Origin of the sequence: Hymenobacter frigidus (genome assembly GCF_014640435.1) — a bacterium.
GTDB lineage: Bacteria > Bacteroidota > Bacteroidia > Cytophagales > Hymenobacteraceae > Hymenobacter > Hymenobacter frigidus.
In genome coordinates this window covers 90,383-114,446 of the sequence record NZ_BMGY01000006.1, presented here as the reverse complement: position 1 = coordinate 114,446, position 24,064 = coordinate 90,383, and the positions used below count along the sequence as shown (strand labels likewise).

The window sequence follows — 24,064 nt, the reverse complement described above, 5'->3', positions numbered from 1 at the left end:
CGCCCGCCTCGTTGAACGGCCCGAACGGCCCGAGCGAGATGCCTCGACTACGCTCGGCATGACCGCCTGATAAATTACTAAAAAGCTTCATTGTGTTAATTCAGCCCAATACAATGTTTGGGCTGGTTCACTAAATTATTTATTTCCAGCGCTCCGTCAGCAGCAATTTTAATTGCGGTACCAGCGTGTCGATATCCCCCGCTCCTACCGTGGCCAGAATGTCGAATGAGTTATCGGTTTGAGCAGCACTCAGAATTTCCGCTTTGGTACAAATAGCTTTGGTAGGCGCAGTGATGTCGGCCAGTAGAATTTCGGAGGTGATGCCCGGCAGCGGCTGCTCACGGGCGGGGTAAATATCCAATAAAAATACCTCATCTGCAATACTTAAACTCTTGGAAAAGCCTGCCGCGAAGTCCCGAGTGCGGGTGAACAGATGGGGCTGGAAAATAACCCGCAGCCGCTTACCCGGATACAGCGCCCGTACCGAACGCAGGAAGGCCTCGATTTCGCGTGGGTGATGAGCGTAATCGTCCAGATAAACGTGTTCGGGCGTGGTCACTACGAACTCAAACCGGCGTTTCACACCGCGGTAAGCCGCTACGGCGGCACGCAGTTCTTCTTCCTTCACGCCCTGTAGTTGGGCGACCGCGGCGGCGGCCAGCATATTCTCTACGTTGTGATAGCCCGGCACGGCCAACTCCAGGTTGCTGATTACCCCTTGCAGACTGTGCAGATTGAAGTGAAACTGGTGACCTTCAGCGGAAATATTGGCGGCAAATAATTCCGGCCCCTGCGCGGCATTGAGGCCGTAGCGGATAATGCGGGTGCCAGCGGGTGCGGCGGCAGCTACGCTAGGGTCGGCGATGTGGTTGATGAGCAGGGTGCCGCCGGGCTTGATTTGGCCCACGAACTGACGAAACGAATCTATCAGGGCCGCCTGGTCGCCGTAGATATCCAGATGGTCGGCATCGGTGCTGGTCACGATGGCCACGTCGGGGTGCAGCGTCAGGAAGCTGCGGTCGTACTCGTCGGCTTCTACCACGATAGGCGCATCGGGCGCGCCCGGCAGCAGCAGGTTGCTGCCCAGGTTCACAGCAATGCCACCCAGAAAGGCCCCGACGTCGTGGCCGGCGTGGTGCAGCAGGTGGGCCACCATGCTGCTGGTGGTGGTTTTGCCGTGCGTGCCGGCCACGGCAATGGTGTAGTGCCCGTGGGTGAGCACGCCCAGCACCTGGCTGCGCTTGCGAATGTCGTAGTTCTCGGCTCGCAGCCAGGCCCATTCCCGACTATCGGCGGGGATGGCGGGCGTGAGCACCACCAGCGTTTGCGCGCGGTGCGTTCGGATTTCGGCCGGAATATTCTCCACTACATCGGCGTAGTGAATGGCAATGCCTTCGGAGGCCAGCGCCTGGGTGAGCGGAGTTTCAGTTTTGTCGTAGCCGCTCACCTGATGGCCGTTGGCCCGAAACCAACGCGCCAGGGCCGACATGCCGATGCCGCCAATGCCAAGAAAGAAAACGTAGGGGAACTGCTTCAATGCGTTGAATTAAAAATCATGAATTAAAAATTAAAAGTGAGTCAATGCGGTGCCGATGAGTCTATCTTCTGCGCCACATTTTTGATTCATAATTTTTAATTTTTAATTAACTTCAATAGCTCGTCCACGATAGCCGACGTAGCATCGGGCCGGGCCAGCTCCCGCACGCGGGCACTCAGGTGCTGCTGGCGCACCGGGTCGGCCAGCAGGCGCAGGGCTTCGTCGTAGAGGCGCTCGGGGGCGTGCTCATCGGTGATGAGTACAGCGGCCCCTTTGCTGACCAGCGCCATGGCATTTTTGGTTTGGTGGTCTTCGGCCACGTTGGGCGAGGGCACCAGGATGCTGGCTTTTCCGGTCAGGCAGAGTTCCGACACGGACAATGCGCCGGCGCGGCTCACCACCACATCGGCGGCGGCGTAGGCCAAATCCATGCGCTTGATGAACTCCAGGGCGTGGAGATTGTCGGACTGGTAGGCTTCGGCTTCGCGCTGAGCTTCAGGAAAATAGAGCTTACCGGTTTGCCAGAGCAGCTGCACGCCGGCCTCGCGCAGGCGCGGCAGGGCAGCTGCCGTGGCCAGGTTGAGGGTGCGGGCGCCCAGGCTGCCGCCCACCACAAGCAAGGTCTTTTTATCGGGGTTCAAGCCGAAGAACGTCAACGCCTCGGCGCGGTCGCCGCTGGCAATTTCGGTGCGCACGGGATTGCCGGTGAGCACCATTTTAGTGGCCGGAAAGAACTTTTCCATGCCGTCGTACGCCACGCAAATTTTATTGACGCGCCTGGCCAGCAGCTTGTTGACCAGCCCCGCGTAGGAGTTTTGCTCCTGAATGAGCGAAGGAATGGCGCGGGAAGTGGCGGCCAGCAGCACCGGGGCCGAGGCGTAGCCTCCCACGCCGACCACGGCATCGGGCCGAAACGCCTCAATCAACCGCCCGGCCTTGCGCACCGAGCGAATGACCCGCAAGGGAAACAACAGGTTCTGCGGGCTGAGGCGGCGCTGCAGGCCGGTGATGTCGAGGCCCACTATTTTGTAGCCCGCTTCGGGTACGCGCGTCATCTCCATGCGCCCATTGGCCCCGACAAACAGGATTTCACTGTCGGGCTGGCGGCGGCGCAGCTCGTTGGCAATGGCCACGGCCGGGAAGATGTGGCCGCCGGTGCCACCACCGGAGATGATGACGCGAAGGGGAGAATTGGTCATGGATGGGAGAACGGCGGGGAGGGGCAGCAAGGCGTTAGAACGGTCATGCTGCGCTGCGCTTAGCATGACCGTTCTTTTAGTAGCATCACTAGTAACTGACCGATACCTTGGGAATACGGGCTGTATCGTCGGGCTCGCCGGTCATGGGGCGGATTTCGCGCTCGCCGCGGCTCACCGCCAGGATGATGCCGATGCTGATGCCGGTGAAGATGAGTGAGGTACCGCCCATGCTCAGCAGCGGCAGCGGCAGGCCCGTGATGGGCCCCAGGCCCACCGCCACGCCCATATTCACCAGCGCCTGCAGCACCAGGCTGAAGCTCAGACCCGCCGAGAGCAGGCCCCCAAAGGCCCCGTAGCTGTTCATCACCGTTTTCAGCCCCCGATAGAGAAAGGCGAGGTAGAGAAACAGCACCACGGCCCCGCCCAGCAGGCCGTATTCTTCGATGATAATGGCGTAGATAAAGTCAGAATACGGGTGGGGCAGGATGTTGCGCTCGGTGCTTTTGCCGGGGCCCTTGCCCGCGATGCCGCCCGTGGCAATGGCGATGTAGCTGTGCTCCAGCTGAAACGGAGTTTTTTTGGTTTTGTCGGTGAAGCTGGTCACACGCGACATCACCGTGCCCAGGCGCTGGCCGGCCGCCAGGCCCGCTCCACCCAGCACGATGCCGATGCCCACCATCACGGCCATGTGCTTGAGCGGCACCCGGCCAATGAACATGAGCAACATGCAGGTGGCAAACAGCAGCAGCGCCGTAGAGGCGTTACTCAGAATAATCAGGCCGCAGATAACTCCGACCCAAAGCATTACTGGCAGCAGCGTCGACTTGAAATCGTGCAAGTGCTGCTGGCGGCGGCTAAGCATGCTGGCCAGGTGCGAAATCAGGGCCAGCTTGGCCAGGTCGGACGGTTGAAAAGTCTGGTTAATCACCGGAATGGTAAGCCAGCGGGAAGCTTCATTAACGGCCCCCCCCATAAAGAAAGTAAACAGCAGCAGCGGCACCGACAGTAGCAGCGCGTAGAGCGACAGCCGCGAATAGTGGCGGTAGTCGACGCGGTGGGCGGCCCACATGAAGAACAGGCCGAGCAGAATCAAGCTGGTGTGCTTTATGAGGAAGGCTTCGGTGTTGCCGTTCATCTTCTTGTAAGCCAGCGTGCCGGTGGCCGAATACACCACGGCAATGCTGATGAAGGAAAACAGCAGCACGATGGCCCACAGAATGGGGTCGCCCTTGAGGTTGCGCTGCAACCAGTTTTTAATAAGTTCCATGGGCTGCCAGAGCTTGGAGAGCGAATGAGTAAGACGTTGCCGAAAGCATACTTTATATTAGAGTTACTCCGCGATTGGTCCGGCCACGACGGACTCCACGGCCGCGGCGAACTGCCGGCCCCGGTCTTCGTAGTTTTTGAATAAGTCGAAACTGGCGCAGCAGGGCGAGAGCAGCACCACGTCGCCCGGCGCGGCCAGGGCGGCGGCACGGGCCACGGCGTCGGTCATGCTTTGGGTTTCCTCCACGTGGGACACCACGGCATCGAAGGCGGCGTGGAGCTTGGTATTGTCGACGCCGAGGCAAATGAGGGCCTTCACGCGGTGGCCGGCCAGGTTGAGCAGGCTGGCGTAGTCGTTGCCCTTGTCGGTGCCGCCGGCAATCCAGATAATGGGCTGCTGAATGCCATCGAGCGCGTACCAGGCCGCTTCCACGTTGGTGGCCTTGCTGTCGTTGATGAAGCGCACGCCCGCCCGCTCGCCTACCACCTGCAGGCGGTGGTCGGCGTTTTCGAACGTGGCCAAACCGGCTTCAATTTCTTTGGTTTCCAAGCCGACCATGCGGGCGGCGAGCACGGCGGCCAAGGTATTCTGGCGGTTGTGCTGGCCGATGAGCGGCGAGTGGGCGGTGCTCACTTCCTGGCCGCTGTCTTCGTTGATGCCGGGGCTGAGGTTGGTGCACATTACGTGCTCGGCAGTGAAGTAGCCCGCCAGGTGCACATCGTGCCGGTGGTGCAGACTGAACGGCAGCTGGCGCGTTTCGAGGAAAGCCGACTGGAAATAGCGGTTCGTCACCTCATCGTCGGCATTGTAGATGAAAGCACCGTCGTCGGCCAGGTTGCGGGTGATGCGCAGCTTGGCCTGGGCGTAGGTTTTCAGCGAGTAGTCGTAGCGGTCAAGATGGTCGGGCGTGATGTTGAGCAGGATGGCAATCCACGGCTGAAAACCGTAAGTGTCATCGAGTTGAAAGCTGCTCAGCTCCACTACGTAATAGTCGTGCTTGTCGGCAATCACCTGCTCGGCGAGGCTGAAGCCCACGTTGCCGGCCAGGCCCACTTTGAGTCCGGCGCTTTTCAGCAGGTGGTGAATAAGCAGCGTGGTGGTGGTTTTGCCGTTGGTGCCCGTAATGCAGATGCACTTGGCCTTGGTATAGCGGCCGGCAAACTCAATCTCGGAGATTATTGGAATGTTCTTCTCGCGCAGCGCCTGGATTACTGGCGCTTTTTCGGGAATGCCAGGGCTTTTGATAACTTCCTCGGCCTGCAGAATGCGCTCCAGCGTGTGCTGGTTTTCTTCGAATTCGATACCGGCCTGAGCGAGTTGGGCCTTGTAGGCGGGCTGAATGACGCCGCGGTCGGACACGAACACGGCGTGGCCCTTAGCCTGCGCCAACAGGGCCGCGCCCACGCCGCTTTCGGCCGCTCCGAGGATAATGATGTTCATAATGAGTCGACAAGATTTCCCGCAGAGGGCGCAGAAGTTTTCGCAGAATACGCAGAAGAACGTCTCAGCGTCCTCTGCGAAAACTTCTGCGCCCTCTGCGGGAAATACGTTAGCGCAATTTTAGGGTAACCAGGGTAATGACGGCCAGCATGATGCCGACAATCCAGAAGCGCGACACGATTTTGGATTCGTGGTAGCCTAGCTTTTGGTAATGATGGTGCAGCGGCGACATGCGCAGCAGACGGCGGCCCTCGCCGTACTTGCGCCGGGTGTACTTAAAATAGCTCACCTGCACAATAACTGACAGATTCTCAATGATAAACACTCCGCACAGAATCGGAATCAGCAGCTCCTTACGCACCACCAGGGCCAGCACCGTGATGATGCCACCCAAGGTCAGCGAACCGGTGTCGCCCATGAAAACCTGCGCCGGGTAGCTGTTGTACCACAAAAAGCCGATGCAGGCTCCCACGAACGCAGTACAGAAAATAAGCAGCTCGCCGGAATCCGGGATGAACATGACGTCCAGATAATCGGCCAGCAGGGCATTGCCGCTCACGAACGCAAAGATGGCCAGCGTGATGCCGATGATGGCCGACGTGCCCGCCGCCAGGCCGTCGAGGCCATCGGTCAGATTGGCCCCGTTGCTGATGGCCGTAATCAAAAAGATAACGATGGGAATGTACAGGAAGCCGTACAGGCCGTTGAAAAACGTGCCCGCCGTAGCGAATAAGTCGCCGTAGTTCAGCTCGTTGTTCTTCATAAACGGCACGGTAGTAATCATCAGATGCACGTCTTTGAAAACCTTGCTGGCCTCAATGGCCGAATACTGGCCATTAGGCAGCAGGTACTCTCGCACCGTGATTTCGTTGCTGTAAAACAGCACCCAGCCCACCGTGATGCCCAAACCCACCTGGCCCAGCACCTTGAACCGACCGCTCAGTCCTTCCTTGTTCTTGCGAAACACCTTGATATAGTCGTCCAGGAAGCCAATCAACCCGAGCCATACCGTGCTCAAAATCATGAGGATGATGTAGATATTGCGGAGCCGGCAGAGCAGGATAACGGGCACCAGAATGGCCATGATGATGATGAGGCCGCCCATGGTCGGGGTGCCCTTCTTTTCACTTTGGCCCTGCAGGCCGAGGTCGCGGATGGTTTCACCCGCCTGCTTCCGTTGCAGCACCCGAATGAGGCGGCCGCCAAACAGCAGGGCGATAAGCAAGGAAATGACCACCGCCAGCCCGGCCCGGAACGTGGTGTACTGAAACACGCCCGCCCCCGGCAGGTGGTAGTGTTCGTTGAGGTAACGGAAGAGGTAATAAAGCATTCGGACACTTAAAGAACGTCATGCTGAGCTTGCCGAAGCATGACGTTCTGATTACTTATTCAATTCTAAAAAAATCTCGGTCAGCACCAGCTTGTCGTCAAACGGAGCTTTCACACCGCGAATTTCCTGATAATTTTCGTGGCCTTTGCCCGCTACCAGCACAATATCGTCGGGGCCAGCCAGCGCCACGGCGGCCCGGATGGCTTCGCGGCGGTCGGGGACGGTGCGCACCTTGGTCGCGTCGGGCACCGTCACGCCGGCCTGCATCTGGGCCAGAATCTCGTTGGGGTCCTCAAAACGCGGATTGTCGGCGGTGAGAATAACTTTGTCGGAGAGGCGAGCGGCTAGGTTGGCCATGATGGGGCGCTTGGCCGCGTCGCGGTTGCCGCCGCAGCCCACCACTGTAATAATCTGCTGGCTGGGCTGGCGGATTTCGTGCAGCGTTTGCAGCACGTTCTCCAGCGCGTCGGGCGTGTGGGCGTAGTCGATGATGCCCGTCACGCGTTGGGTGGCCGATACCACGGGCTCGAACCGACCGGGCGCGGTGGTCAGGCCCGAGAGGATGGTGAGCACCTCCGTGGGGTCTTCGCCCAGCAGCACGGCCGCGCCGTACACGGCCAGCAGGTTGTAGGCGTTGAATACGCCGATGAGGCGGAACAGGATTTCGCGGCCGTCGATTTCGAGGTGCAGGCCGTGCACTTCGTTGGCAATGAGGCGGGCCCGGAAAGTGGCCGCCCCGCGCAGCGAGTAGGTTTCGCGGCGAGCGGCGGTATTTTGCAGCATCACCGAGCCGCGCTTGTCATCGGCATTAGTCAGGGCGAAAGCGGTTTTGGGCAGCGCGTCGAAAAAGCCTTTTTTGGCTTTCAGGTAATTATCGAACGTACCGTGGTAATCGAGGTGGTCGTGGGTGAGGTTGGTGAACACACCCCCCACGAAGCGCAAGCCCGTGACGCGGTGCTGGGCCACGGCGTGGCTGCTCACTTCCATGCAGGCGTGGGTGCAGCCGGCGGCTACCATGCGCGCCAGCAGCGCATTCAGCCGGATGGCGTCGGGCGTGGTGTGGGTGCTGGGAATCACCTCCTCGTCAATCTGGTTCTGCACCGTGCTCAGCAGGCCGGCGTGGTAGCCCAGCTCGCGCAAGAGCTTGTGCAGCAGGGTCGCGCAGGTCGTTTTTCCATTCGTACCCGTGATGCCGATGAGCTGCAGCTGCCGCGATGGATGCCCGTGAAACGCCGAGGCCATGTGGGCCAGGGCTGCGGCGCTGTCCTGCACCAGCACGTAAGCCGTGGCGGGATTCAGCGTAGCGGGTAGCTCTTCACAAATCACGGCCGCCAGCCCCTGCCCTACTGCTATTTCGATGAACTTGTGGCCATCGGTGGCCGTGCCGCGCAGGGCGCCGAAGGCAATGCCTGGCCCCGCCTCGCGCGAGTCGAGCGTGAGACCGGTGATAAGCACATCGGCCGGACCGTGCTGAGCCAGCACGGCAACGTCGGTGAGCAGGGAAAAGAGCGGCAGGGAAATCATGTAAACAGTTGTGAGTTAAAAGTTATGAATTATGAGTTGAGGCATTTTGCTTTCCCAACTTTTAACTGCTGCTTTTAACTATTTCAGGCGCGGCGAATGGTAGGCTTAGCCGGGGCGGGCTTTGTGGGGTTCTTACCCGAAACGGTTTGGCGGGGGGCTTTCGCTTTACCAGCCGCTTTGGTAGCACTGGTTGCCGCCGGCCTGGCAAGCGCTGGAGCAGCGGCGGGCCTGGTCGGGGGCTTGCTGGCTTTGGCATTCGGCTTCACGCCGGCCGAGCGTTCGGCTACCGCTGGCTGCACATGGGCTTTCTCGCCGGCCGCAAACGACTTGCGGGCTTTGACGGGCTCCGTATCCACCGGCACCAGCAGCTTGTTTTCGGCCAAATCCGTGTGTTCGGGCTCGGGCAAGGCGGTGGGTGCGGCCAGGCGCGGGCCGGTTTCTTCCAGCGTGAGGGTGATGAGCCCGCCGCGCTTAATGGGCAGGCCCACGGGCAACGACTGCTCGCGCACGCGGCCCGTGCCAATGGCGCGCACGTGCAAACCCCGGTTTTCAAGCAGATACAAGGCATCGCGCAACGACAGCCCGCGCACCTGCGGTACCCGGCCCGGCCGCACGGGATTCACCACCAGCGCCACCGTGCGGGCATGAAACGCGGTGTCGGAAGCAGCGCGCACCCATTCCTCGCCCCCGGTAGCCTGGGTGTTGCCGACCAGGCCCAGCTTCTGGCACACCAAGGCCAGCTCGTCCTGCATGCCGGCGCGCACCAGTGGCACGTGGCTCTTGTTCAGGCGGGCCTTGGCCAGCAGCGGGCGCTGGCTCAGCAGGTCGCGGGCCATGCACTTATCGGCCACTTCCCGAAACACCGGCGCGGCCACGTCGGCACCGTAAATGCGGCCGTTGCGAGGCGAATCGACCACTACTATGCAGCTGTACTTGGGCTTATCCGCCGGGAAATACCCCACGAAGCTGGTCGAATACGTCTTGGTGTACTGGCCGTTCTTGAACTTCCAGGCTGTGCCGGTTTTACCGGCAATGGTGTAATCCTTGGGCCGAATACCGCGGGCCGTGCCTTCCAGCACCACCCCTTCCATCATCGACTTCACCTTGGCCAGCGTGGCATCGGAGCAGATTTTGGGATTCAGCACCTTGGTTTCGTTGCGTTGCAGCACCTGGTCGGCCTGCTTGATTTCTTTCACGATAAGCGGCTGCACTTTCACGCCGCCGTTGGCAATGGCGTTGTACAGCGCCAGCGTTTGCAACGGGGCCAGCTTCAGCTCGTAGCCAATACTCATGGTAGTGAGCGAGGTGCGGCTCCAGCTGCGGTCGCGCGGGTCCTTCACGTAGGGCCGCGCCTCGCCGGCCATCTGGAAACCCAGGGGCTTATCGAGGCCGAATTTCTTGAGCTGGTCGGTGTATTCGGTTGGGTTGCCCGAGAAATACTTGTCCACCAGCTTGGCTACCCCAATATTGCTCGACTTCTCAAACACCTGTTGCACCGTGATGCGGCCGTAGCCGTGCGAATCCGACTTCACGGCCCCGCCCACGTACATGCGGCCATTGCCGGTATCCACCATGTCGTCCAGCGTCAGCTCCGGCCGGGCTTCAAACAGCGCCATCATCGAGGCCAGCTTAAAGGTGGAGCCCGGCTCCGTCCGGCCCTGGTCGGCAAAGGCGTAGTTGTAGTCTTCCTTATAGGTGTTATCCGAGGCCTTACCCAGGTTGGCCACGGCCTTGATTTCGCCAGTCGCCACTTCCATCAGAATCACGCAGCCGTACTGGGCGTTATTATCGACCAGCGACTTGTAGAGCGCGTTTTCGGCCACGTCCTGCAGATTAATATCCAGGGTCGTCTTTATGTCGTAGCCTGGTAGGGGCTTGGTTTCGGTGCCGTCGTACACGGGCTTCACGCCGCCGGGCACGCGCTCAAACAGCGCCTCTCCGGCCTTACCGGCCAGACTTTGCTCAAAGGTGTATTCCAGGCCCGCGCCGTGCTTGTCCTCGTTCACAAAGCCGATGGTGCGCTGCGCCAGGCCACCGAAGGGCCGAAAGCGCTTATCGACCTTTTCAAAAATGGCCCCGCCCCGGTTGCGCCTGGCCCGAAACACCGGCCAGGTAGCCATCATCTTCTTTTCCTGAAAGTTGATTTGGCGGGAGTTGAGACGGATGTAGCGGATGGAAGGCTCCTTAGCCCGCCGGGCATTCACTAACCGGCGGCGGTATTCCTGCACGCTGCGGTCACCAAAAAAGTGCGAGAGGTGCCAGGCCAGCGAGTCCACTCCGCTGTCGAACACGGTTTCCTCCACCACGCCCGGGTCCCAGGCCACGCGGTAAAATGGCAGCGACGTGGCCATAATACTCTCGTTATCAGAGTATATATTGCCTCGCGTGGCGGGAACCGGCTGGTAGCTAATGCGGCGCTCCTGCTCCAGAGCACGCCACTTGCTGCCTTCCTGAAACTGAATCTTGGAGGCCTTCCAAAATATAGCGCACGAAAACACGGCCACCCCCAAAAAGGCCAGCCGCACCCGCGTTACTATCGACTTTTTTACGCTGCCTTTCATCGGGTTTTGCCTAACTACTTATCTTACTGACGCATCTTGCTTATGCGTGCTTGTGCTTTTTTGTACCTAATTTCTATTGTTGACCTTACTTCCTTTCGCCGGCGCAGATTTTTTGCGGACAGCAGAAGACGTGGCGCGGCGGGCGGGTGCAGTACGCACTGGCTCTACAGCTGAGTCCCCACTTAGCGCTTGCGGCGGGGCAATAATTTCGGGCCCAGCATCGGCGGCATCGTCGCTCATTGGCACCCGGCGGCGGCCCGCCAGCATGTCATTGCGCAACGCAACGGCCGAATCTCGGTCGGCGCGGGCGGCTAGCGTATCGGCGGTAAGCACGGGCATCAGTTCCAGTTCGGCCGCGTCGAGGTGGCCAGCGGGGACCGTAATGCGGAAGGGTGGCGACGAACTTTCAACCAGCCCAAAGGCCGCTACTTTCCGAGCGACTTCGCTCTGCTTGCTGGCCTCCATGTAGTCTGATTTCAGGGTCGTGTAGTCGGCGCGCAGGTCTTCAGTTTCCTGCTTGAGGCGCTGAATACTGCGGTTCATGCGGTTACCGTAGTGAGTATTGCCGATGTAAAGCAGGGTCAGCACCATCACAAAGAGCAGGTGCGGCAGAAAACGCACTGGCAGCCCCTCCCGAAACAGTCCATCCACGCTCGTAACCCGGTCCAGCAATGAGAACAGGCTCCAAGTAGTTCTGGGAGCGGCCTCCGGCGCTGGTTTGCGGGCCCGCTTTTCAATTGGAGGCACGCGCTCGCGCTCAGCGGCAGGCGGCAACTCGACGGGGGCCGTGTAGTCGGCCACCGGGGCCGCGGGTAGCGGCTCCGGGTCGGGCGCGGCTACCGGGCGGGGCACATTGGCCCGGCGCGGTGTGTCGGTGGGACGGAGCATGTTGGCGGCCATTTTTTTTCTCCTAGTTTCTGATTGCAACCCGCAATTTAGCACTTCGGGCGCGGCTATTCAAGGCTACCTCCTCGGCACTGGCCTCTTCGGGCTTGCGGTTCACGGCTTCAAATGGCTTGCTTTCGTTGCCAAAGAAGTCTTTTTCGACTGCGCCAAAAAACTTGCCCTTGGCAATAAAATTCTTTACCAACCGGTCTTCCAGCGAATGGTAGCTCATTACGACCAGCCGCCCCCCCGGGCGCAATACCTCAGCGGTTTGCAGCAGCATTTCCTGAAGTGCCTGCATTTCCTGGTTCACCTCAATACGCAGTGCCTGAAAGACTTGAGCCAGATACTTATTTTCCTTTCCTCGCGGGGTACAGGGCCGAATAGCCTCCTTGAGCTCCGCGATAGTGGCCAGCGTGCGGCCTCGACGAGCCGCGACCACGGTGTGAGCCAAAGTCCGGGCGTTAGTCACCTCGCCGTACATTCCGAAGATGCGGTGCAGGTCGGCCTCCTTGTAGTCGTTGAGGATATCGGCGGCCGTCAGGGGTCCATCGGGGTCCATGCGCATGTCCAGCGGCCCGTCGAAGCGGGTCGAGAAACCCCGCTCGGGCGTGTCGAACTGATGTGAGCTCACCCCTAAGTCGGCGAGCAGACCGTCCACTGGCAAGACGCCAAGCTGCTGTAGCTCAGCGGTTAAGTCCCGGAAATTAGCTTTTACAAATGTAAACTGCGGCTGTTCAAATTTATCAGCTTCGGCCTCAGCATCAGCATCCTGGTCGAAGCTGTAGAGGTGGCCGGTGGTCAGTTTTTCCAGAATGCGGACCGAGTGCCCACCGCCGCCAAAGGTGACGTCGACGTAGCGGCCATCGGGCTGCAGGTCGAGGGCCGCTAAGCATTGGGCCAGCATCACCGGGCGATGATAGGCAGTATCGTTGGAGTAGTCGCTCACGCCACGGGGCCGCCCAGCGGCGGAGTTTCGACGGATAAAAATTTCTGTGCCAGTTTGCTAAAGCTCTGCTGGTCTTTGATGAGGAACTCATCGTAGCGGGCGGGGTCCCAGACTTCGCACCGATTTCCCAAGCCTACAATAATGGCTTCCTTCTCAATACCGGCATAGCGTAACATGCTACGAGGCAGCATGAAACGATTGATGGTATCGAGTTCTACTTCAGTCATACCCCGGAAAAAATTGCGCTGAAACTGACGGTACTCTTCGTTGAACTCGTCGAGGGCCAACACCTTCTCGTGAATGACGTGCCACGCGGCCCGGGGGTAGAGCACCAGGCAGGGCTCGAAGCCGCGCACGAGCACCAGTTGGTTACCGGATTGCTCGGGCAAGTTGCTTTTCACTTTGGCCGGCAACACCAACCGCCCCTTCGGGTCGAGCTTGCATTCGTATTCGCCGGACAGCAGGTTCATGGGCAAGCCGCCGGAACTTAAAAGGGCGGTATGAACAAATGTACGGGAAGCCGATGGGAAATCAACCACGATTTACCATTTCTTACCACAAATACAAAATAGCCACCACACGGCTCAAAAGCAGCTTTTGATTGACTTTGGAGCTGTGGCAGGCAGCAATGATTGGGGATGAATTAGCCGTAAGCGTTAAAACGGCAGCACCGGAATTGTCAGGGGGGCTTCAGGGAAAACTAAGTTGCTGGCCGGAAGTTGTACGCTTCAAACCCGGGTTCTACACCCCAATGCCTACCGTTGGGGGCTTACCTTTGTAGTAGTTATGCGTCCCTACTCCCTGTTCCGTCGCTCCGTTAGCCTGCTACTGGCTGTGCTGGTGCTTCTCACCTCGGTGGGCTTCACGGTGCAGCGGCTCACCTGCCGCATGAGCGGCCTCAGTAGAGTAGCCGTAGCGGTAGCGGGCCAGGCCGACCTGCGCGGCTGCCTCGGCGACTTGGCTCCCGCCATTCCTGTGGCTAAAGACAATTGCTGCGATTTCAGCCAGCAGGTGCACAAGCTGTCGGTGCCCTCCCCTGAGTTGGCCGCCAAAATTCTATTACCTGCCCCATTACCGATGGCAGCGGGTTCTTCAGACTTGGCCTGGCCGGTTTCGCCAACGGTCACGCTACTGACATACGACAGTCCGCGCTGGTTCGCAGCCGATTCGTCGCCCCCGCCGCGCAGCGGGAGGGCGCTACTGGCATTTGTCTGCACACTGATGGTTTAGGTTTTCTGGAATTAGTCCATTGCCCGATGCTGGCAAAGTGGCAAAAGCCGCTGCCCGGCAACGGCCTTATTCTCAGAATACCTAACTATCAGACGATATGAAACTTATATGCGGAAATTTTCCGCTATTCCCCCTAGTAGCGTTGGCACTATTGGGACTGCGGCCGGGTGCGGCAGCGGCCCAGTCGACGGCCATTGCGCCGGTACGGGGCGAGGTCACGGAGGCGGGAAAAGGCACTCCCCTACCCGGCGCGGTGCTGCGCTGGCTCTTTGATATTCCCGACGCCAACGCGCCGGTGATTACCACGAATTCTGATGAAGCGGGGCGTTTCACGCTGGTGCGACCGGCGCGGGCAGCCTCGCGGCTGGTGGTGCAGGCGCTGGGCTACCGCCCCGATACGCTGGCGGTGGCCGCCACCGGTGCACCGTATTTGCGCGTGGCCCTACGCGCTGGCCAGGAACTAGGCGAAGTGACCGTGACGGCCCGGGGTCCGGCCTATTCTTCCCTCACCCCGGCCAACGTGCAGGTAATTTCGAGCCGCGACCTGACCAAATCGGCCTGCTGCAACCTAGCCGAAAGCTTCGAAACCAACGCCTCGGTGGAAGTGACGACGTCGGATGCCGTATCGGGCGCGAAACAGATTCAGCTGCTTGGCCTGGATGGCAGCTACTCGCTGCTGACGGTGGACAACCAACCGGCCCTGCGCGGACTGGCGGCCCCCTACCGCTTGGGCTATCTGGCGGGGCCGTGGATTGAAAGCATTGAAATCATCAAAGGCACGGGCTCGGTAGTGAACGGATACGAAGCCATTTCGGGGCAGGTGAACGTAAAATTGAAAGAGCCGGAGAAAACGGACCAGCTGCTGTTCAATATGTACGGCAACGACCTCGGCAAATTCGATATCAATCTGAATGCTTCGGCGCGCATCAGCCCGAAATGGAGCACGGTGCTGCTGCTGCACACCGACCACCTGGGCAACCGCGTGGACCGCAACGACGACAAGTTTCTGGACCTGCCGCTGGCCACCCAGTTCAACGCCTTTAATAAATGGAAGTACCTGTCGGGGCACGGCTTAGTAAGTGAAGTGGGCTTGGGCGCGCTGCGCGAAACCCGGCAGGGCGGCCAGCTTGGTTTCCGGAACACCGGCGACGCGGCATTCCTGCAGAATTACGGCACGACGCAGGCCACCACCCGCTACACGGGCTACGCCAAAACTTCCTACACCTGGCCCTCGCGCCCGTTCCAGAGCCTGGGCCTGCTGCTAAGCGGCACCGACCATGATTTCACCTCACGGTATTCGTACGGCTACCAAACCTACCACGTCGGCCATGACCCCACGCTCCCGCCCGCCCTCGTTAGCAACCGCACCTCACGCCGCTACGACGGCACCCAGCGCACGGGCCTGGCCACTCTGCTGTTTCAGAGTGCGCTTGGCAACACGGCCCACGTGTACCGCACGGGCCTGAGCTTTCTCTACGACGACTACAAAGAACTATTAAGCGACGGCCGCACCTACCTCATCGAAACGCCCGCCGAGGCTTACGCCCGTGAGCACCGCGCCCGCCGCGAGCTGGTGCCCGGCGCTTTTGCCGAGTACACCTACCAGAACAGCCGCAACCTAACGGTGGTGGCCGGCCTGCGCGCCGACCGCCACAACCTTTACGGCTGGCAGGTAACGCCCCGCCTCAACCTGAAATACGACGTGGCCAAAAACACTGTGCTGCGCCTGGCTACCGGCCGGGGTTTCCGCGTGGCCAATCCCATTGCCGACAATGCCGCCATGCTGGCCAGTGCCCGCGAATTCGTAATCGGTGCCAACCTGCGCCCCGAAAAAGCCTGGAACCTGGGCGGCAGCGCCACGCAGTATTTCACGGCGTTGGGCCGCCCGGCTACGTTTATTATCGACTACTACCACACGGACTTTCAGAACCAGGTGGTGGCCGACATGTACACTTCGGGAGGCTTTATTATTGTTGATAACCTGGTGCCCGGTGGCCGCTCCTTTTCCCGCAGTATGCAAGCCGAGCTGCAAGTTGAGCCACTGAAAGGGCTGCAAGTGAAAGGGGCCTACAAGTACCTCGACGTGCGCACCACCTACGACAACATTCTATTACCCAAGCCTCTCACCCCCACCCACCGCGCCTTTCTGAACCTGGGCTACGCCAGTGCTTTTGATAAGTGGCGCGGTGATTTCACGGTGCAATGGTTTGGGCAGCGGCCGCTAGCGCACGTTACCAGCACGCATGCGCACGGCTCGGGGCAGGAATACACGCCCGAAATGGCGCCGCGCTACGCCGCGCTGAATGCTCAGGTCACGCGGGCCTTCAAGCGGCTGGAATTGTATGTTGGGGTCGAAAACCTGACCAACTATCGCCAACCCAACCCCATTGAAGGGGCGGCGGCCCCATTTAGCCCCAGCTTCGATGCCGCCATGGTCTGGGGGCCGGTGTTTGGCCGCCTCACCTACGGAGGGTTACGCTATCGCATCGAGTAGCGAAGGCCCATTAACTTTTTAACTTTTTTCGGCAGCAATTTTGTTATAGCTGTCAATACCCTACTACCTAACTCGATTCCATGAAATTCCTCCTCGCACTGCCCTTATTCGGTTTGTTACACTTTTCGCCCAGCGCCCAGGCCCAAACCGCGCCTACTACCGCTAAAGCACCAGGTACCACCACGGTCCAGTTCAAAACTTCGGCGGTGTGCGACATGTGCAAGTCGCGCATTGAAAAAAGCCTGGCCTACGAAAAAGGCGTGCAAAGCGCGGTTCTGGATGTACCCACTCAAATTGTCACAGTGACTTACAAAGCCGATAAAACGTCGCCCGAAGCGCTGCGCACCGCCGTGCAGAAAATCGGTTACGATGCTGACAAGCTGACTGCCGATGCCCGTGCTTACAACCGGCTGCCGGACTGCTGCAAGAAGACCAACGCGGTGCACTAAGTGCCAATCCCTAATTAAACGAACAATGAAGCCGGTGTAATCACTTGGTTATGAGAACAAAAGCTACCAGCTATTAGCTAAAAGATAGTGGCTTGGCACTTAAGCATTGTTAGCAGATAAAAAAAGGTCCCGTTCGATAACGAACGGGACCTTTTTTTATCTGTTTTATTTGGTCTTCCACAAGCGCCACCAAGGCAGATACGGCTGGTCGTGGTGCTCGTAATGGTAGCCGAAAAAGTAGCAGCTCACGAACGCCCACAGGTGGTGCCGAAACTGGCTGCGCGCCCTGTGCAGGTTATCGGCCGCGTGTTCGCCCCGATGCGGCAGGTAAGTTCCAAAGAAGAACAGCTGAAAAGTAGCCAGCACAGCTGGCACCATCCAAAAGGCGATGACATTGGCTTGGGGAAAAAACAGCTTCAGCACATTGTAGGTCACGGCCATCAGGAGCACCTGCCACCAGGTCACGTAGTTCCAGGCAAAGCGTAGGAACCAAGGCAGAAAACCGGGGTGGTTACCGTCGTGATAATCAGGGTCGTCTTGGGTGCCAACGTGGCGGTGATGGGCGTGGTGCTTGGCCAACATGCCGGGAAACCAATTATAAGCAAACAAACCAGCCGCCAGAATCCCCAAGGCGTTGTTCAGCTGCTTGTTCGGGCTTACTACGCCGTGCATGGCATCGTGGGCGGTGATAAAAAGCCCGGTATAAAGGTGGGTTTGCAGCAGCACCAACAGATAGGGCACGGGCGAATACCAGTTGGGCTGGTAGCTGCTGAGCAAGAACGTCAACAGGCTCGCCCACGTCAGCAGCACCAGTAGCGCCACGGCTGCCCCTTTGCCACCCACCGGCGTGGGAGGCACCCGGCGCGGCGCGGCAAAAGCAACGGCTGATTTGGTGGCAGTTAGCATTAATCGACAATGAAAAGTGTGGCTCCGGCGGCAGTATGGCTGCGGTGTGCTTCGGCCCCATCGGCCACTTGGTAGCTCGTGCCCGGCCTCAGCACGAACTGACGGCCATCGGCCAGTTCCGTACCCAACTCACCAGCTACCACTAGCAGAAAATGCCCCTTCTGGCACCAATGGTCGGCCACGTAGCCGGGGCTGTACTCCACCATGCGCACCCGCACCGGCCCAAACTGCCGGGTGCGCCACAAGGCGGTGCCGGTAGTGCCGACGTGCTCCTCGCCCGGCACCTCGGCCCAGTTGGTAACGCCAAATGGTAAGTCGGTTATTTGCATGGCTCCGCGCTCACGTTGTTTCTACAAGCTCAGCAACCGGTCGCGTACCTGCTCCATCAACCACATGGGCGTGCTGGTAGCCCCGCAAATGCCCACCGACTGGCCCGGCTGTAACCAAGCGGCGTTGATTTCGGCCACGTTAGAGATGAAGTGGGTCTGCGGGTTGGTTTCGAGGCACACTTGGTACAACACCTTACCATTCGAGCTCTTGGTGCCCGATACGAACACAATCTGGTCGTACTGCGCGGCAAAGCGGCGCAGGTCCTTGTCCCTATTACTCACCTGCCGACAGATGGTGTCGTTGGCATTCACCTGATAGCCTCGGGTTTCCAGCTGGTTCTTGATGTTGTAGAAGCTGCTGGTGCTCTTGGTGGTCTGGCTGTAGAGGGTGATATTTTCGGGCAGCTCGTGGCCGAGCAGCTCATCGAGGCTCTCGAACACCACGGCGTTGCCGCTTGTCTGACCCAGCAAGCCCAACACTTCGGCATGGCCGTGCTTGCCGTAGATGAAGATTTTCTCTTTTTTGTCGTAGCTGGTCTTGATGCGGTTTTGCAGCTTGAGCACTACCGGACAACTGGCGTCAATCAGCGTCAGGTTGTTTTCCATGGCCATCTGGTAGGTGGCCGGCGGCTCGCCATGAGCTCGTATTAGCACGGCTTCATCGCGCAGCTCGGCCAGCTGCTCGTGGCAAATGATGCGCAGGCCCCGGACCTCCAGGCGCTGCACTTCCTCATCGTTGTGCACAATATCGCCCAGGCAATAGAGGTAGCCTTGCTCATCGAGCAGGTCTTCGGCCATTTGAATGGCGTATATCACACCAAAGCAAAAGCCAGAGTTGGGGTCGATTCGGACGCTGAGCGACATTTTCGGCATAGGTCTGAGTAACCAGCAACCTGCCCGCAAGGTTGCGAAACATTGGCCGGACCGCCGAAAATACGTAGGTTAAACTTAAATTAATTTGCCCATCCGCTATTGCGCCGGTTGCCAACAACCAAAGGGCTACTCTTTCACCTTGCTCAGGCGTTGGGCATCTCCCTCGCTCACGTGGCCGCGCTCCACCAAAAAGTTGCGCACCGTGCGGAATGCCTCCGAGTCCAGGCCTGAGCCGGGATGGCTGAGCGCGGCGCTCAGCAGCATTTCCTTGTCTTGGTCAACGTGTTTGCTCAGGCCCAGGAAAGCAGGCAGGTTGCTTTCCACAGAAAAACGCAGAAAGCGGATTTCAGGGTTCTGCGGGTCGAGGCCCACGGCTTGCTCAAAGGTTTTGGCCGCGTCCTGCACGTAGGTCAGCTTGTTGAACATCGACGCGTCGCGGGCCCGGATGGCTTCGGCCGCCGCTTTGTAGCCCAGCACCAGCGCGTCGCGGTCCTTGTAATCGGCCAGCAGCTTATAAAACTTTTCGCCAGCGGCTTTGTCGGCGGCGGCCAGCTCGTAGTGGCGGCGCAGGGTGGCGGGGTGGAAAGGAGACGACGACACAGGTTTGATGGGGTTAAATAGAGTAATTCGGAGGGTATTGGGAACAGCGGCGATGACAACAGACGGCCGCCATGCTACACTGGTCCGCCAAACACTACTACGCAAATCGGCCGCCGAGGACGACGACCAAAACCCTAAAACAATCGTAGAAAACAGAAAACCGGAAATACGCATATCAGCAAAACTACAGCGTAAGGCAACAATACAGTTTACCCTTGGCAAAAGCCGTGCGCAAAATTCGGCTTAAATGCGCGACAGCCGATACCGAAAATACGACCCCACCAGCAGCAACAGCTTAGTATTGTCGGGCACCCGCACCCGCTCACCCAGAATGCGGGCCGCCGTCAGCTTCTTAATCTTGTAAAAAAGCTTCAGGTAGTAAACATAGGCCAGGTATACCCCCAGCTTAGCCGAACTTGGCAATTGCTGAATACCTACGTAAGCCGCCTCAAAGTCCGCTCTGATGTCGGCCTCAATCTCGCTTTTGGTCGCGTCGTTGAAATGCTGGTACACCACGCCAGGGAAGTACACCCGGCCCCGGTCTTCGTAGTCAGACCGAATGTCGCGCAGGAAATTCACCTTTTGAAACGCTGAACCCAGCCGCCGAGCCGGCTCGCGCAGCCGCTCAAACATGGCCGAATCGCCGTCGCAGAAGATGCGCAGGCACATCAGCCCCACTACTTCGGCCGAGCCGTAGATGTACTCTTGATACAGCCCGGGATGGTAGTTCTGGTCCTCCAAATCAAGCGCCATGCTGTGCAGAAAGGCCTCAATAAACTCACGGTCAATTCCGTAGCGGTGCACCACGTGCTGAAAAGAATGCAGCACCGGATTGAAACTTAGGCCCGTATCCAGTGCCTCATAGGTCTGGCGGCGGAAATCGGCCAGTAGCGCCGCTTTGTCGTGGTCATGGAAAGTATCCACGATTTCATCGGCCCAGCGCACAAAGCCATACACGGCGTACACCGGCAGGTGCAGCTGCTCATCGAGCGTGCGAATGCCCAGCGTGAACGAGGTGCTGTAGCGCCCCGTGATGAGCTTGCTGCAAGCCAGGCTGGTGTCGGTGAATAATTTAACGTGGTCCATTTGATGAATTAAGAATTGAAAATCAAGAGTTGAGAATACCGGTCTGAAACAAGTGGTATTCTCCTTTTTAATTTTTAACGCTCAATTTTTTAGTTTCCTTTAATACTTCACCCGCCACCACCTGCCCCGAAATAAGCGAAGGCGGTACGCCCGGGCCGGGCACAGTCAGTTGACCAGTGAAATACAAATTACTAACTTTTTTGCTCTTGAGAGTGGGCTTCAGGATGGCCGTTTGCTTGAGCGTATTAGCCAGACCGTAGGCATTACCCTTGTAGCTGTGGTAGTCGGCAATGAAGTCGCGGTGGGCGTAGCTACGCTTAAACACTACCGCATCTCGAATGGAGTGGCCGCAATGGCGCTCCAGGCGGTCCATTATTAGGTTGTAGTACCGCTCGCGGGTGGCCTCGTCGTCGGTCAGGTCCGGGGCCACGGGAATGAGCAGGAATAGATTTTCCTGGCCTTCGGGCGCTACCGTGGGGTCGGTTTTGCTAGGTACCGAGGCATAATAGAGCGGCTTGGTAGGCCACTGGGGCTGCTCGTAAATCTCGCGGGCGTGCTGGTTAAGGTCCTCGTCGAAAAACAAGTTATGGTGGCGCAGCTTGTCGAGTTTTTTATTTACACCGAGGTAAAATAGCAGCGACGACGGGGCCATGGTGCGCGAATTCCAGTACTTCTCATCGTAATGCCGAAACTCGGGCTTCAGCACCTGCTGCTCAATGTGGTGATAGTCGGCCCCAGCTACTACTACATCAGCCGCGAAGAAGCCGCTGGCGGTGCGTACCCCGGTGCTGCGGCCGTTTTCAACCACAATTTCGGTCACCTCCTCGTTGCAGCGGATTTCCACGCCCTGTTCTTCGGCCAGGCGCACCATACCTTCCACAATCTTGTGCATGCCGCCTTTGGGGTACCAGGTACCCAGCGCCAGGTCGGCGTAGTTCATCAGGGAGTAGAGCGCGGGCGTGTTCTCGGAAGTCGCGCCGAGGAACAGGATGGGAAACTCCACCAGCTCCAGCAGGCGCGGGTCCTTAAAGAAGCGGCGTACGTGCTTATGCATGCTTTGCAGCACGTCCAGGCGCACCATATCCACGAGCAGCTTAGGGTCGGCAAACTCAAAAACCGAGCGGCTGGGGGCATACACCAGCCGGTTGATGCCCACCTCGTACTTGTAGGCGGCCTGCTTCAGAAACTCGTCGAGGCGGGCGGCGCTGCCGGGCTCATAGCGCTCGAATAAAGCGCGCAGCTCGCTCATTTTGGCCGGAATATCCACCGCTTCCGGCCCCTTGAAAATCACCTGATACGAGGGGTCGAGCCGCTCCAGCTCGTAGTAATCAGAAACCTGCTTGCCGAAACGGGCAAAGTATTTCTCGAATACGTCGGGCATCCAGTACCAACTCGGGCCCATATCAAAGGTGAAGCCCTCGGCGCGAAATACGCGGGCGCGGCCCCCAGGGCCTTCGTTTTTTTCGAGGAGGGTAACATGCCAGCCGGCCTGGGCCAGGGTGGTAGCTGCCGCCAGGCCCGCGAAACCGGCCCCGATTACTACCGCACGCTTAGATTGTTCGTTTTGCAACACAATGCACGTTAATGAGACGGCAAGCTACAACGCTACGCGAAGTCGCTGCCGACAAAAAAAACCGCCGGCCCCGCGCCACAAATGCAGCAGCAAGGCCGGCGGCCGAAGAATTCACTCAGGTCTTTTAGTCTTCAACAGCTTCTGACGCGTCGCTGCCAGCACTGGCTCCTACCGGCGCATACACTTGCAGCGCCGCTTTCAAGTCCTTGCGGGCAATGTGGATGCGGTTTTTGACGGTACCGATGGGGATTTGCAGCTTCTCGGCAATCTCCATGTACTTGTAGCCGATGTAGTACATCATGAACGGCGTACGGTAATCGGTACCCAACCCGGCGATGGCCTCGTTGATGTCGCGCACCACGAAATCCGACGTCGCCCCATTGTGGGTGATGTAGTTCTGGTCGGTGTTGAAATACTGAAAATACTCCGTCGAATCAATGTTGGAGCTACGCTTGGTAATCTTGTTGTAGTTGTTGATGAAGGTGTTGCGCATGATGGTGTACAACCACGCCTTCAGGTTGGTACCAGCTTTAAACTTGTCTTTGTTGAGGAGGGCCTTCAGGAGGGTTTCCTGCACCAGGTCCTTTGCGTCATCAGCGTCTCGCGTCAAATTCATGGCGGCGGGCCGGAGGGTGAGCGAAATCTTCTGCACTTGCGAGGTGAATTCTAGCGAAGTCATACTGTTTAGCTTTTGGTGGCCGATTGTTAAACAAATATACGAGCCAAATCGAAATTCGTCTACGTAAAGCCAAAGATTTTTTTATCCAATCGCCTTGCCGTTAGACGGAGTAGAATCAATATAGCGGGCATGCCAACGAAGGCCGACGCATACTCGGCCAATGACCTGTTTTTCCCGGAGAATGAGCAGATTTAAGGGCACCAACGGCTGACAGATTGCCTTTTGAATCAATATTTAGCTCGCCACGGGAGCAAAATTATTTTCGGTAATCAACGCCAAAAAATCCGTCATCAGTACCGGCGCAACACAATTTTCCGGCAATACCAACCCCTCCTGCCGAGCCAAGGGCCCATACAACACCAGCTGTGCTCCGGGAAACAGCGCCTGCACATCGTGCGCAAATTCGGCCACCCGGCTGCGTTCGGGCTGGGAGATAAGGACGGCCACTACGGCGTCGGGCTGGTAAACCTGGCCCACTTCGCTAAGGCCTTCGGTGGGCAGGTTCTGGCCCAGGTAGAGCGTGTGGTGCCCTCGGGCCCGCAGCAGGTAATTCATGAACAGCAGCGCCAACTCGTGCAGCTCGTTGGCGGGCAAAAACAACACCCAGCGCCGGGCCGTGGCGGGTATCCCCGGCAGGGAATCAGTCGCGGCCAGAATTTTCTGGCGCAGCAAGTGGGCCAGCATGTGTTCCTGAGCCATGTCAACCGTGCCGGCCAACCACATCAGCCCGATGCGCTGCAGCAGCGGGTAAGCTATCGACAGCATCATCTGCTCAAAGCCGAGGCGCCGGGCAGCATCGTTGAACAATTTGTTGAGTTGACGCTCATCGAAGCCCAGCATGGCCGCAAGCAACGCATTCACCTGGCTGTGGTAATCGTGGGCGTTGTCGCTGTTGGCCAGCACTGCCTGGCTTATCTCAGCGTCGGTGAGCCGAGCAACTTGCGAGATGCGCTGGCCTTGGCCGCACAGCGTGGTTACGTTGAGCAGGCGGCGCAGGTCGTTGTCGCTGTACGTGCGAATATTGGTGGCCGTGCGCACTGGCCGCAACAAGTTGTAGCGCTGCTCCCACATCCGAATAGTGTGTGCCTTGATGCCCGAAAGCTGTTCTAAGTCACTGATGGAGAATTGGCCCATTCCTTGGACTATAAATTAT

21 protein-coding genes are annotated in these 24,064 nt (G+C 58.8%); 3 read left to right on the top strand and 18 right to left on the bottom strand.

What is annotated here, in order from left to right; all coding sequences use genetic code 11:
• Nucleotides 1-139: 139 nt before the first annotated feature.
• From murC to mraZ, 10 genes are all read right to left on the bottom strand, one after another.
• Entirely contained in the window at nucleotides 140-1,537 is a 1,398-nt protein-coding gene (gene murC / locus IEW17_RS04900) for a UDP-N-acetylmuramate--L-alanine ligase (RefSeq protein WP_188560905.1), read from the bottom strand.
• Between the two features lie 95 nt (nucleotides 1,538-1,632).
• Nucleotides 1,633-2,736: an undecaprenyldiphospho-muramoylpentapeptide beta-N-acetylglucosaminyltransferase gene (gene murG, locus IEW17_RS04895; protein WP_188560904.1), complete on the bottom strand. Its 1,104-nt coding sequence runs from the start codon at nucleotides 2,734-2,736 to the stop codon at nucleotides 1,633-1,635.
• An 88-nt stretch (nucleotides 2,737-2,824) separates the two neighbouring features.
• On the bottom strand, nucleotides 2,825-4,003 hold the full coding sequence (locus IEW17_RS04890; protein ID WP_188560903.1) for an FtsW/RodA/SpoVE family cell cycle protein: 1,179 nt from the start codon (nucleotides 4,001-4,003) through the stop codon (nucleotides 2,825-2,827).
• 63 nt (nucleotides 4,004-4,066) lie between these two features.
• Nucleotides 4,067-5,443, bottom strand: a complete 1,377-nt coding sequence (gene murD / locus IEW17_RS04885; RefSeq protein ID WP_188560902.1) for a UDP-N-acetylmuramoyl-L-alanine--D-glutamate ligase — start codon at nucleotides 5,441-5,443, stop codon at nucleotides 4,067-4,069.
• Between the two features lie 109 nt (nucleotides 5,444-5,552).
• On the bottom strand, nucleotides 5,553-6,773 hold the full coding sequence (gene mraY, locus IEW17_RS04880) for a phospho-N-acetylmuramoyl-pentapeptide-transferase (RefSeq protein WP_188560901.1): 1,221 nt from the start codon (nucleotides 6,771-6,773) through the stop codon (nucleotides 5,553-5,555).
• Nucleotides 6,774-6,824: 51 nt separating this feature from the next.
• Complete coding sequence (locus IEW17_RS04875; RefSeq protein ID WP_188560900.1) at nucleotides 6,825-8,297, bottom strand: UDP-N-acetylmuramoyl-L-alanyl-D-glutamate--2,6-diaminopimelate ligase; 1,473 nt, start codon at nucleotides 8,295-8,297, stop codon at nucleotides 6,825-6,827.
• An 83-nt stretch (nucleotides 8,298-8,380) separates the two neighbouring features.
• On the bottom strand, nucleotides 8,381-10,858 hold the full coding sequence (locus IEW17_RS04870) for a PASTA domain-containing penicillin-binding protein (RefSeq protein WP_188560899.1): 2,478 nt from the start codon (nucleotides 10,856-10,858) through the stop codon (nucleotides 8,381-8,383).
• A gap of 66 nt (nucleotides 10,859-10,924) precedes the next feature.
• A complete protein-coding gene (locus IEW17_RS04865) occupies nucleotides 10,925-11,746 on the bottom strand; it encodes an FtsL-like putative cell division protein (RefSeq protein ID WP_188560898.1) in 822 nt (273 codons plus the stop codon).
• Between the two features lie 22 nt (nucleotides 11,747-11,768).
• Nucleotides 11,769-12,692: a 16S rRNA (cytosine(1402)-N(4))-methyltransferase RsmH gene (gene rsmH, locus IEW17_RS04860; protein ID WP_188560897.1), complete on the bottom strand. Its 924-nt coding sequence runs from the start codon at nucleotides 12,690-12,692 to the stop codon at nucleotides 11,769-11,771.
• Nucleotides 12,689-13,162: a division/cell wall cluster transcriptional repressor MraZ gene (gene mraZ / locus IEW17_RS04855; protein ID WP_188560896.1), complete on the bottom strand. Its 474-nt coding sequence runs from the start codon at nucleotides 13,160-13,162 to the stop codon at nucleotides 12,689-12,691. The genes rsmH and mraZ overlap by 4 nt, the downstream gene beginning before the upstream one ends.
• Before the next feature lie 316 nt (nucleotides 13,163-13,478).
• On the opposite strand from mraZ, the gene IEW17_RS04850 reads away from it, so the two are divergent.
• The 3 genes from IEW17_RS04850 to IEW17_RS04840 all read left to right on the top strand — a co-directional run bounded on the left by IEW17_RS04850 (nucleotide 13,479) and on the right by IEW17_RS04840 (nucleotide 16,865).
• Nucleotides 13,479-13,922 carry a hypothetical protein gene (locus tag IEW17_RS04850; protein ID WP_188560895.1) on the top strand — a complete coding sequence of 148 codons (444 nt, stop codon included), beginning with the start codon at nucleotides 13,479-13,481 and terminating at the stop codon, nucleotides 13,920-13,922.
• A 142-nt stretch (nucleotides 13,923-14,064) separates the two neighbouring features.
• Nucleotides 14,065-16,416 carry a TonB-dependent receptor gene (locus IEW17_RS04845; protein WP_229748819.1) on the top strand — a complete coding sequence of 784 codons (2,352 nt, stop codon included), beginning with the start codon at nucleotides 14,065-14,067 and terminating at the stop codon, nucleotides 16,414-16,416.
• Nucleotides 16,417-16,496: 80 nt separating this feature from the next.
• Nucleotides 16,497-16,865, top strand: coding sequence for a heavy-metal-associated domain-containing protein (locus IEW17_RS04840; RefSeq protein WP_188560893.1), 369 nt, complete (start codon nucleotides 16,497-16,499; stop codon nucleotides 16,863-16,865).
• Nucleotides 16,866-17,030: 165 nt separating this feature from the next.
• On the opposite strand, the gene IEW17_RS04835 is transcribed toward IEW17_RS04840, so the two are convergent.
• From IEW17_RS04835 to IEW17_RS04800, 8 genes are all read right to left on the bottom strand, one after another.
• Nucleotides 17,031-17,771, bottom strand: coding sequence for a fatty acid desaturase (locus IEW17_RS04835; protein WP_188560892.1), 741 nt, complete (start codon nucleotides 17,769-17,771; stop codon nucleotides 17,031-17,033).
• Nucleotides 17,771-18,100: a DHCW motif cupin fold protein gene (locus IEW17_RS04830; RefSeq protein ID WP_188560891.1), complete on the bottom strand. Its 330-nt coding sequence runs from the start codon at nucleotides 18,098-18,100 to the stop codon at nucleotides 17,771-17,773. Before IEW17_RS04830 ends, IEW17_RS04835 begins: the two co-directional genes overlap by 1 nt.
• Nucleotides 18,101-18,121: 21 nt before the next feature.
• Nucleotides 18,122-18,964, bottom strand: a complete 843-nt coding sequence (locus tag IEW17_RS04825; protein ID WP_188560967.1) for a 4-hydroxy-3-methylbut-2-enyl diphosphate reductase — start codon at nucleotides 18,962-18,964, stop codon at nucleotides 18,122-18,124.
• Nucleotides 18,965-19,099: 135 nt separating this feature from the next.
• Nucleotides 19,100-19,573 carry a hypothetical protein gene (locus tag IEW17_RS04820; protein WP_188560890.1) on the bottom strand — a complete coding sequence of 158 codons (474 nt, stop codon included), beginning with the start codon at nucleotides 19,571-19,573 and terminating at the stop codon, nucleotides 19,100-19,102.
• A gap of 243 nt (nucleotides 19,574-19,816) precedes the next feature.
• Entirely contained in the window at nucleotides 19,817-20,659 is an 843-nt protein-coding gene (locus tag IEW17_RS04815) for a phytoene/squalene synthase family protein (RefSeq protein ID WP_188560889.1), read from the bottom strand.
• A gap of 67 nt (nucleotides 20,660-20,726) precedes the next feature.
• The gene (gene crtID, locus IEW17_RS04810) at nucleotides 20,727-22,232 is read right to left on the bottom strand and encodes a bifunctional phytoene desaturase/3,4-desaturase (RefSeq protein WP_229748818.1); all 1,506 of its coding nucleotides are present in this window, start codon (nucleotides 22,230-22,232) and stop codon (nucleotides 20,727-20,729) included.
• A 124-nt stretch (nucleotides 22,233-22,356) separates the two neighbouring features.
• Complete coding sequence (locus tag IEW17_RS04805; protein ID WP_188560888.1) at nucleotides 22,357-22,911, bottom strand: sigma-70 family RNA polymerase sigma factor; 555 nt, start codon at nucleotides 22,909-22,911, stop codon at nucleotides 22,357-22,359.
• A 234-nt stretch (nucleotides 22,912-23,145) separates the two neighbouring features.
• Entirely contained in the window at nucleotides 23,146-24,045 is a 900-nt protein-coding gene (locus IEW17_RS04800; RefSeq protein WP_188560887.1) for a MerR family transcriptional regulator, read from the bottom strand.
• Between the last annotated feature and the right edge of the window lie 19 nt (nucleotides 24,046-24,064).

Coding starts and splice junctions, on each gene's coding strand:
- murG (WP_188560904.1), bottom strand. CDS start 2,736: ATGACCAATTCTCCCCTTCGCGTCATCATCTCCGGTGGTGGCACCGGC.
- IEW17_RS04890 (WP_188560903.1), bottom strand. CDS start 4,003: ATGGAACTTATTAAAAACTGGTTGCAGCGCAACCTCAAGGGCGACCCC.
- murD (WP_188560902.1), bottom strand. CDS start 5,443: ATGAACATCATTATCCTCGGAGCGGCCGAAAGCGGCGTGGGCGCGGCC.
- mraY (WP_188560901.1), bottom strand. CDS start 6,773: ATGCTTTATTACCTCTTCCGTTACCTCAACGAACACTACCACCTGCCG.
- IEW17_RS04875 (WP_188560900.1), bottom strand. CDS start 8,297: ATGATTTCCCTGCCGCTCTTTTCCCTGCTCACCGACGTTGCCGTGCTG.
- IEW17_RS04870 (WP_188560899.1), bottom strand. CDS start 10,858: ATGAAAGGCAGCGTAAAAAAGTCGATAGTAACGCGGGTGCGGCTGGCC.
- IEW17_RS04865 (WP_188560898.1), bottom strand. CDS start 11,746: ATGCTCCGTCCCACCGACACACCGCGCCGGGCCAATGTGCCCCGCCCG.
- mraZ (WP_188560896.1), bottom strand. CDS start 13,162: ATGAACCTGCTGTCCGGCGAATACGAATGCAAGCTCGACCCGAAGGGG.
- IEW17_RS04850 (WP_188560895.1), top strand. CDS start 13,479: ATGCGTCCCTACTCCCTGTTCCGTCGCTCCGTTAGCCTGCTACTGGCT.
- IEW17_RS04840 (WP_188560893.1), top strand. CDS start 16,497: ATGAAATTCCTCCTCGCACTGCCCTTATTCGGTTTGTTACACTTTTCG.
- IEW17_RS04835 (WP_188560892.1), bottom strand. CDS start 17,771: ATGCTAACTGCCACCAAATCAGCCGTTGCTTTTGCCGCGCCGCGCCGG.
- IEW17_RS04830 (WP_188560891.1), bottom strand. CDS start 18,100: ATGCAAATAACCGACTTACCATTTGGCGTTACCAACTGGGCCGAGGTG.
- IEW17_RS04825 (WP_188560967.1), bottom strand. CDS start 18,964: ATGTCGCTCAGCGTCCGAATCGACCCCAACTCTGGCTTTTGCTTTGGT.
- IEW17_RS04815 (WP_188560889.1), bottom strand. CDS start 20,659: ATGGACCACGTTAAATTATTCACCGACACCAGCCTGGCTTGCAGCAAG.
- IEW17_RS04805 (WP_188560888.1), bottom strand. CDS start 22,911: ATGACTTCGCTAGAATTCACCTCGCAAGTGCAGAAGATTTCGCTCACC.
- IEW17_RS04800 (WP_188560887.1), bottom strand. CDS start 24,045: ATGGGCCAATTCTCCATCAGTGACTTAGAACAGCTTTCGGGCATCAAG.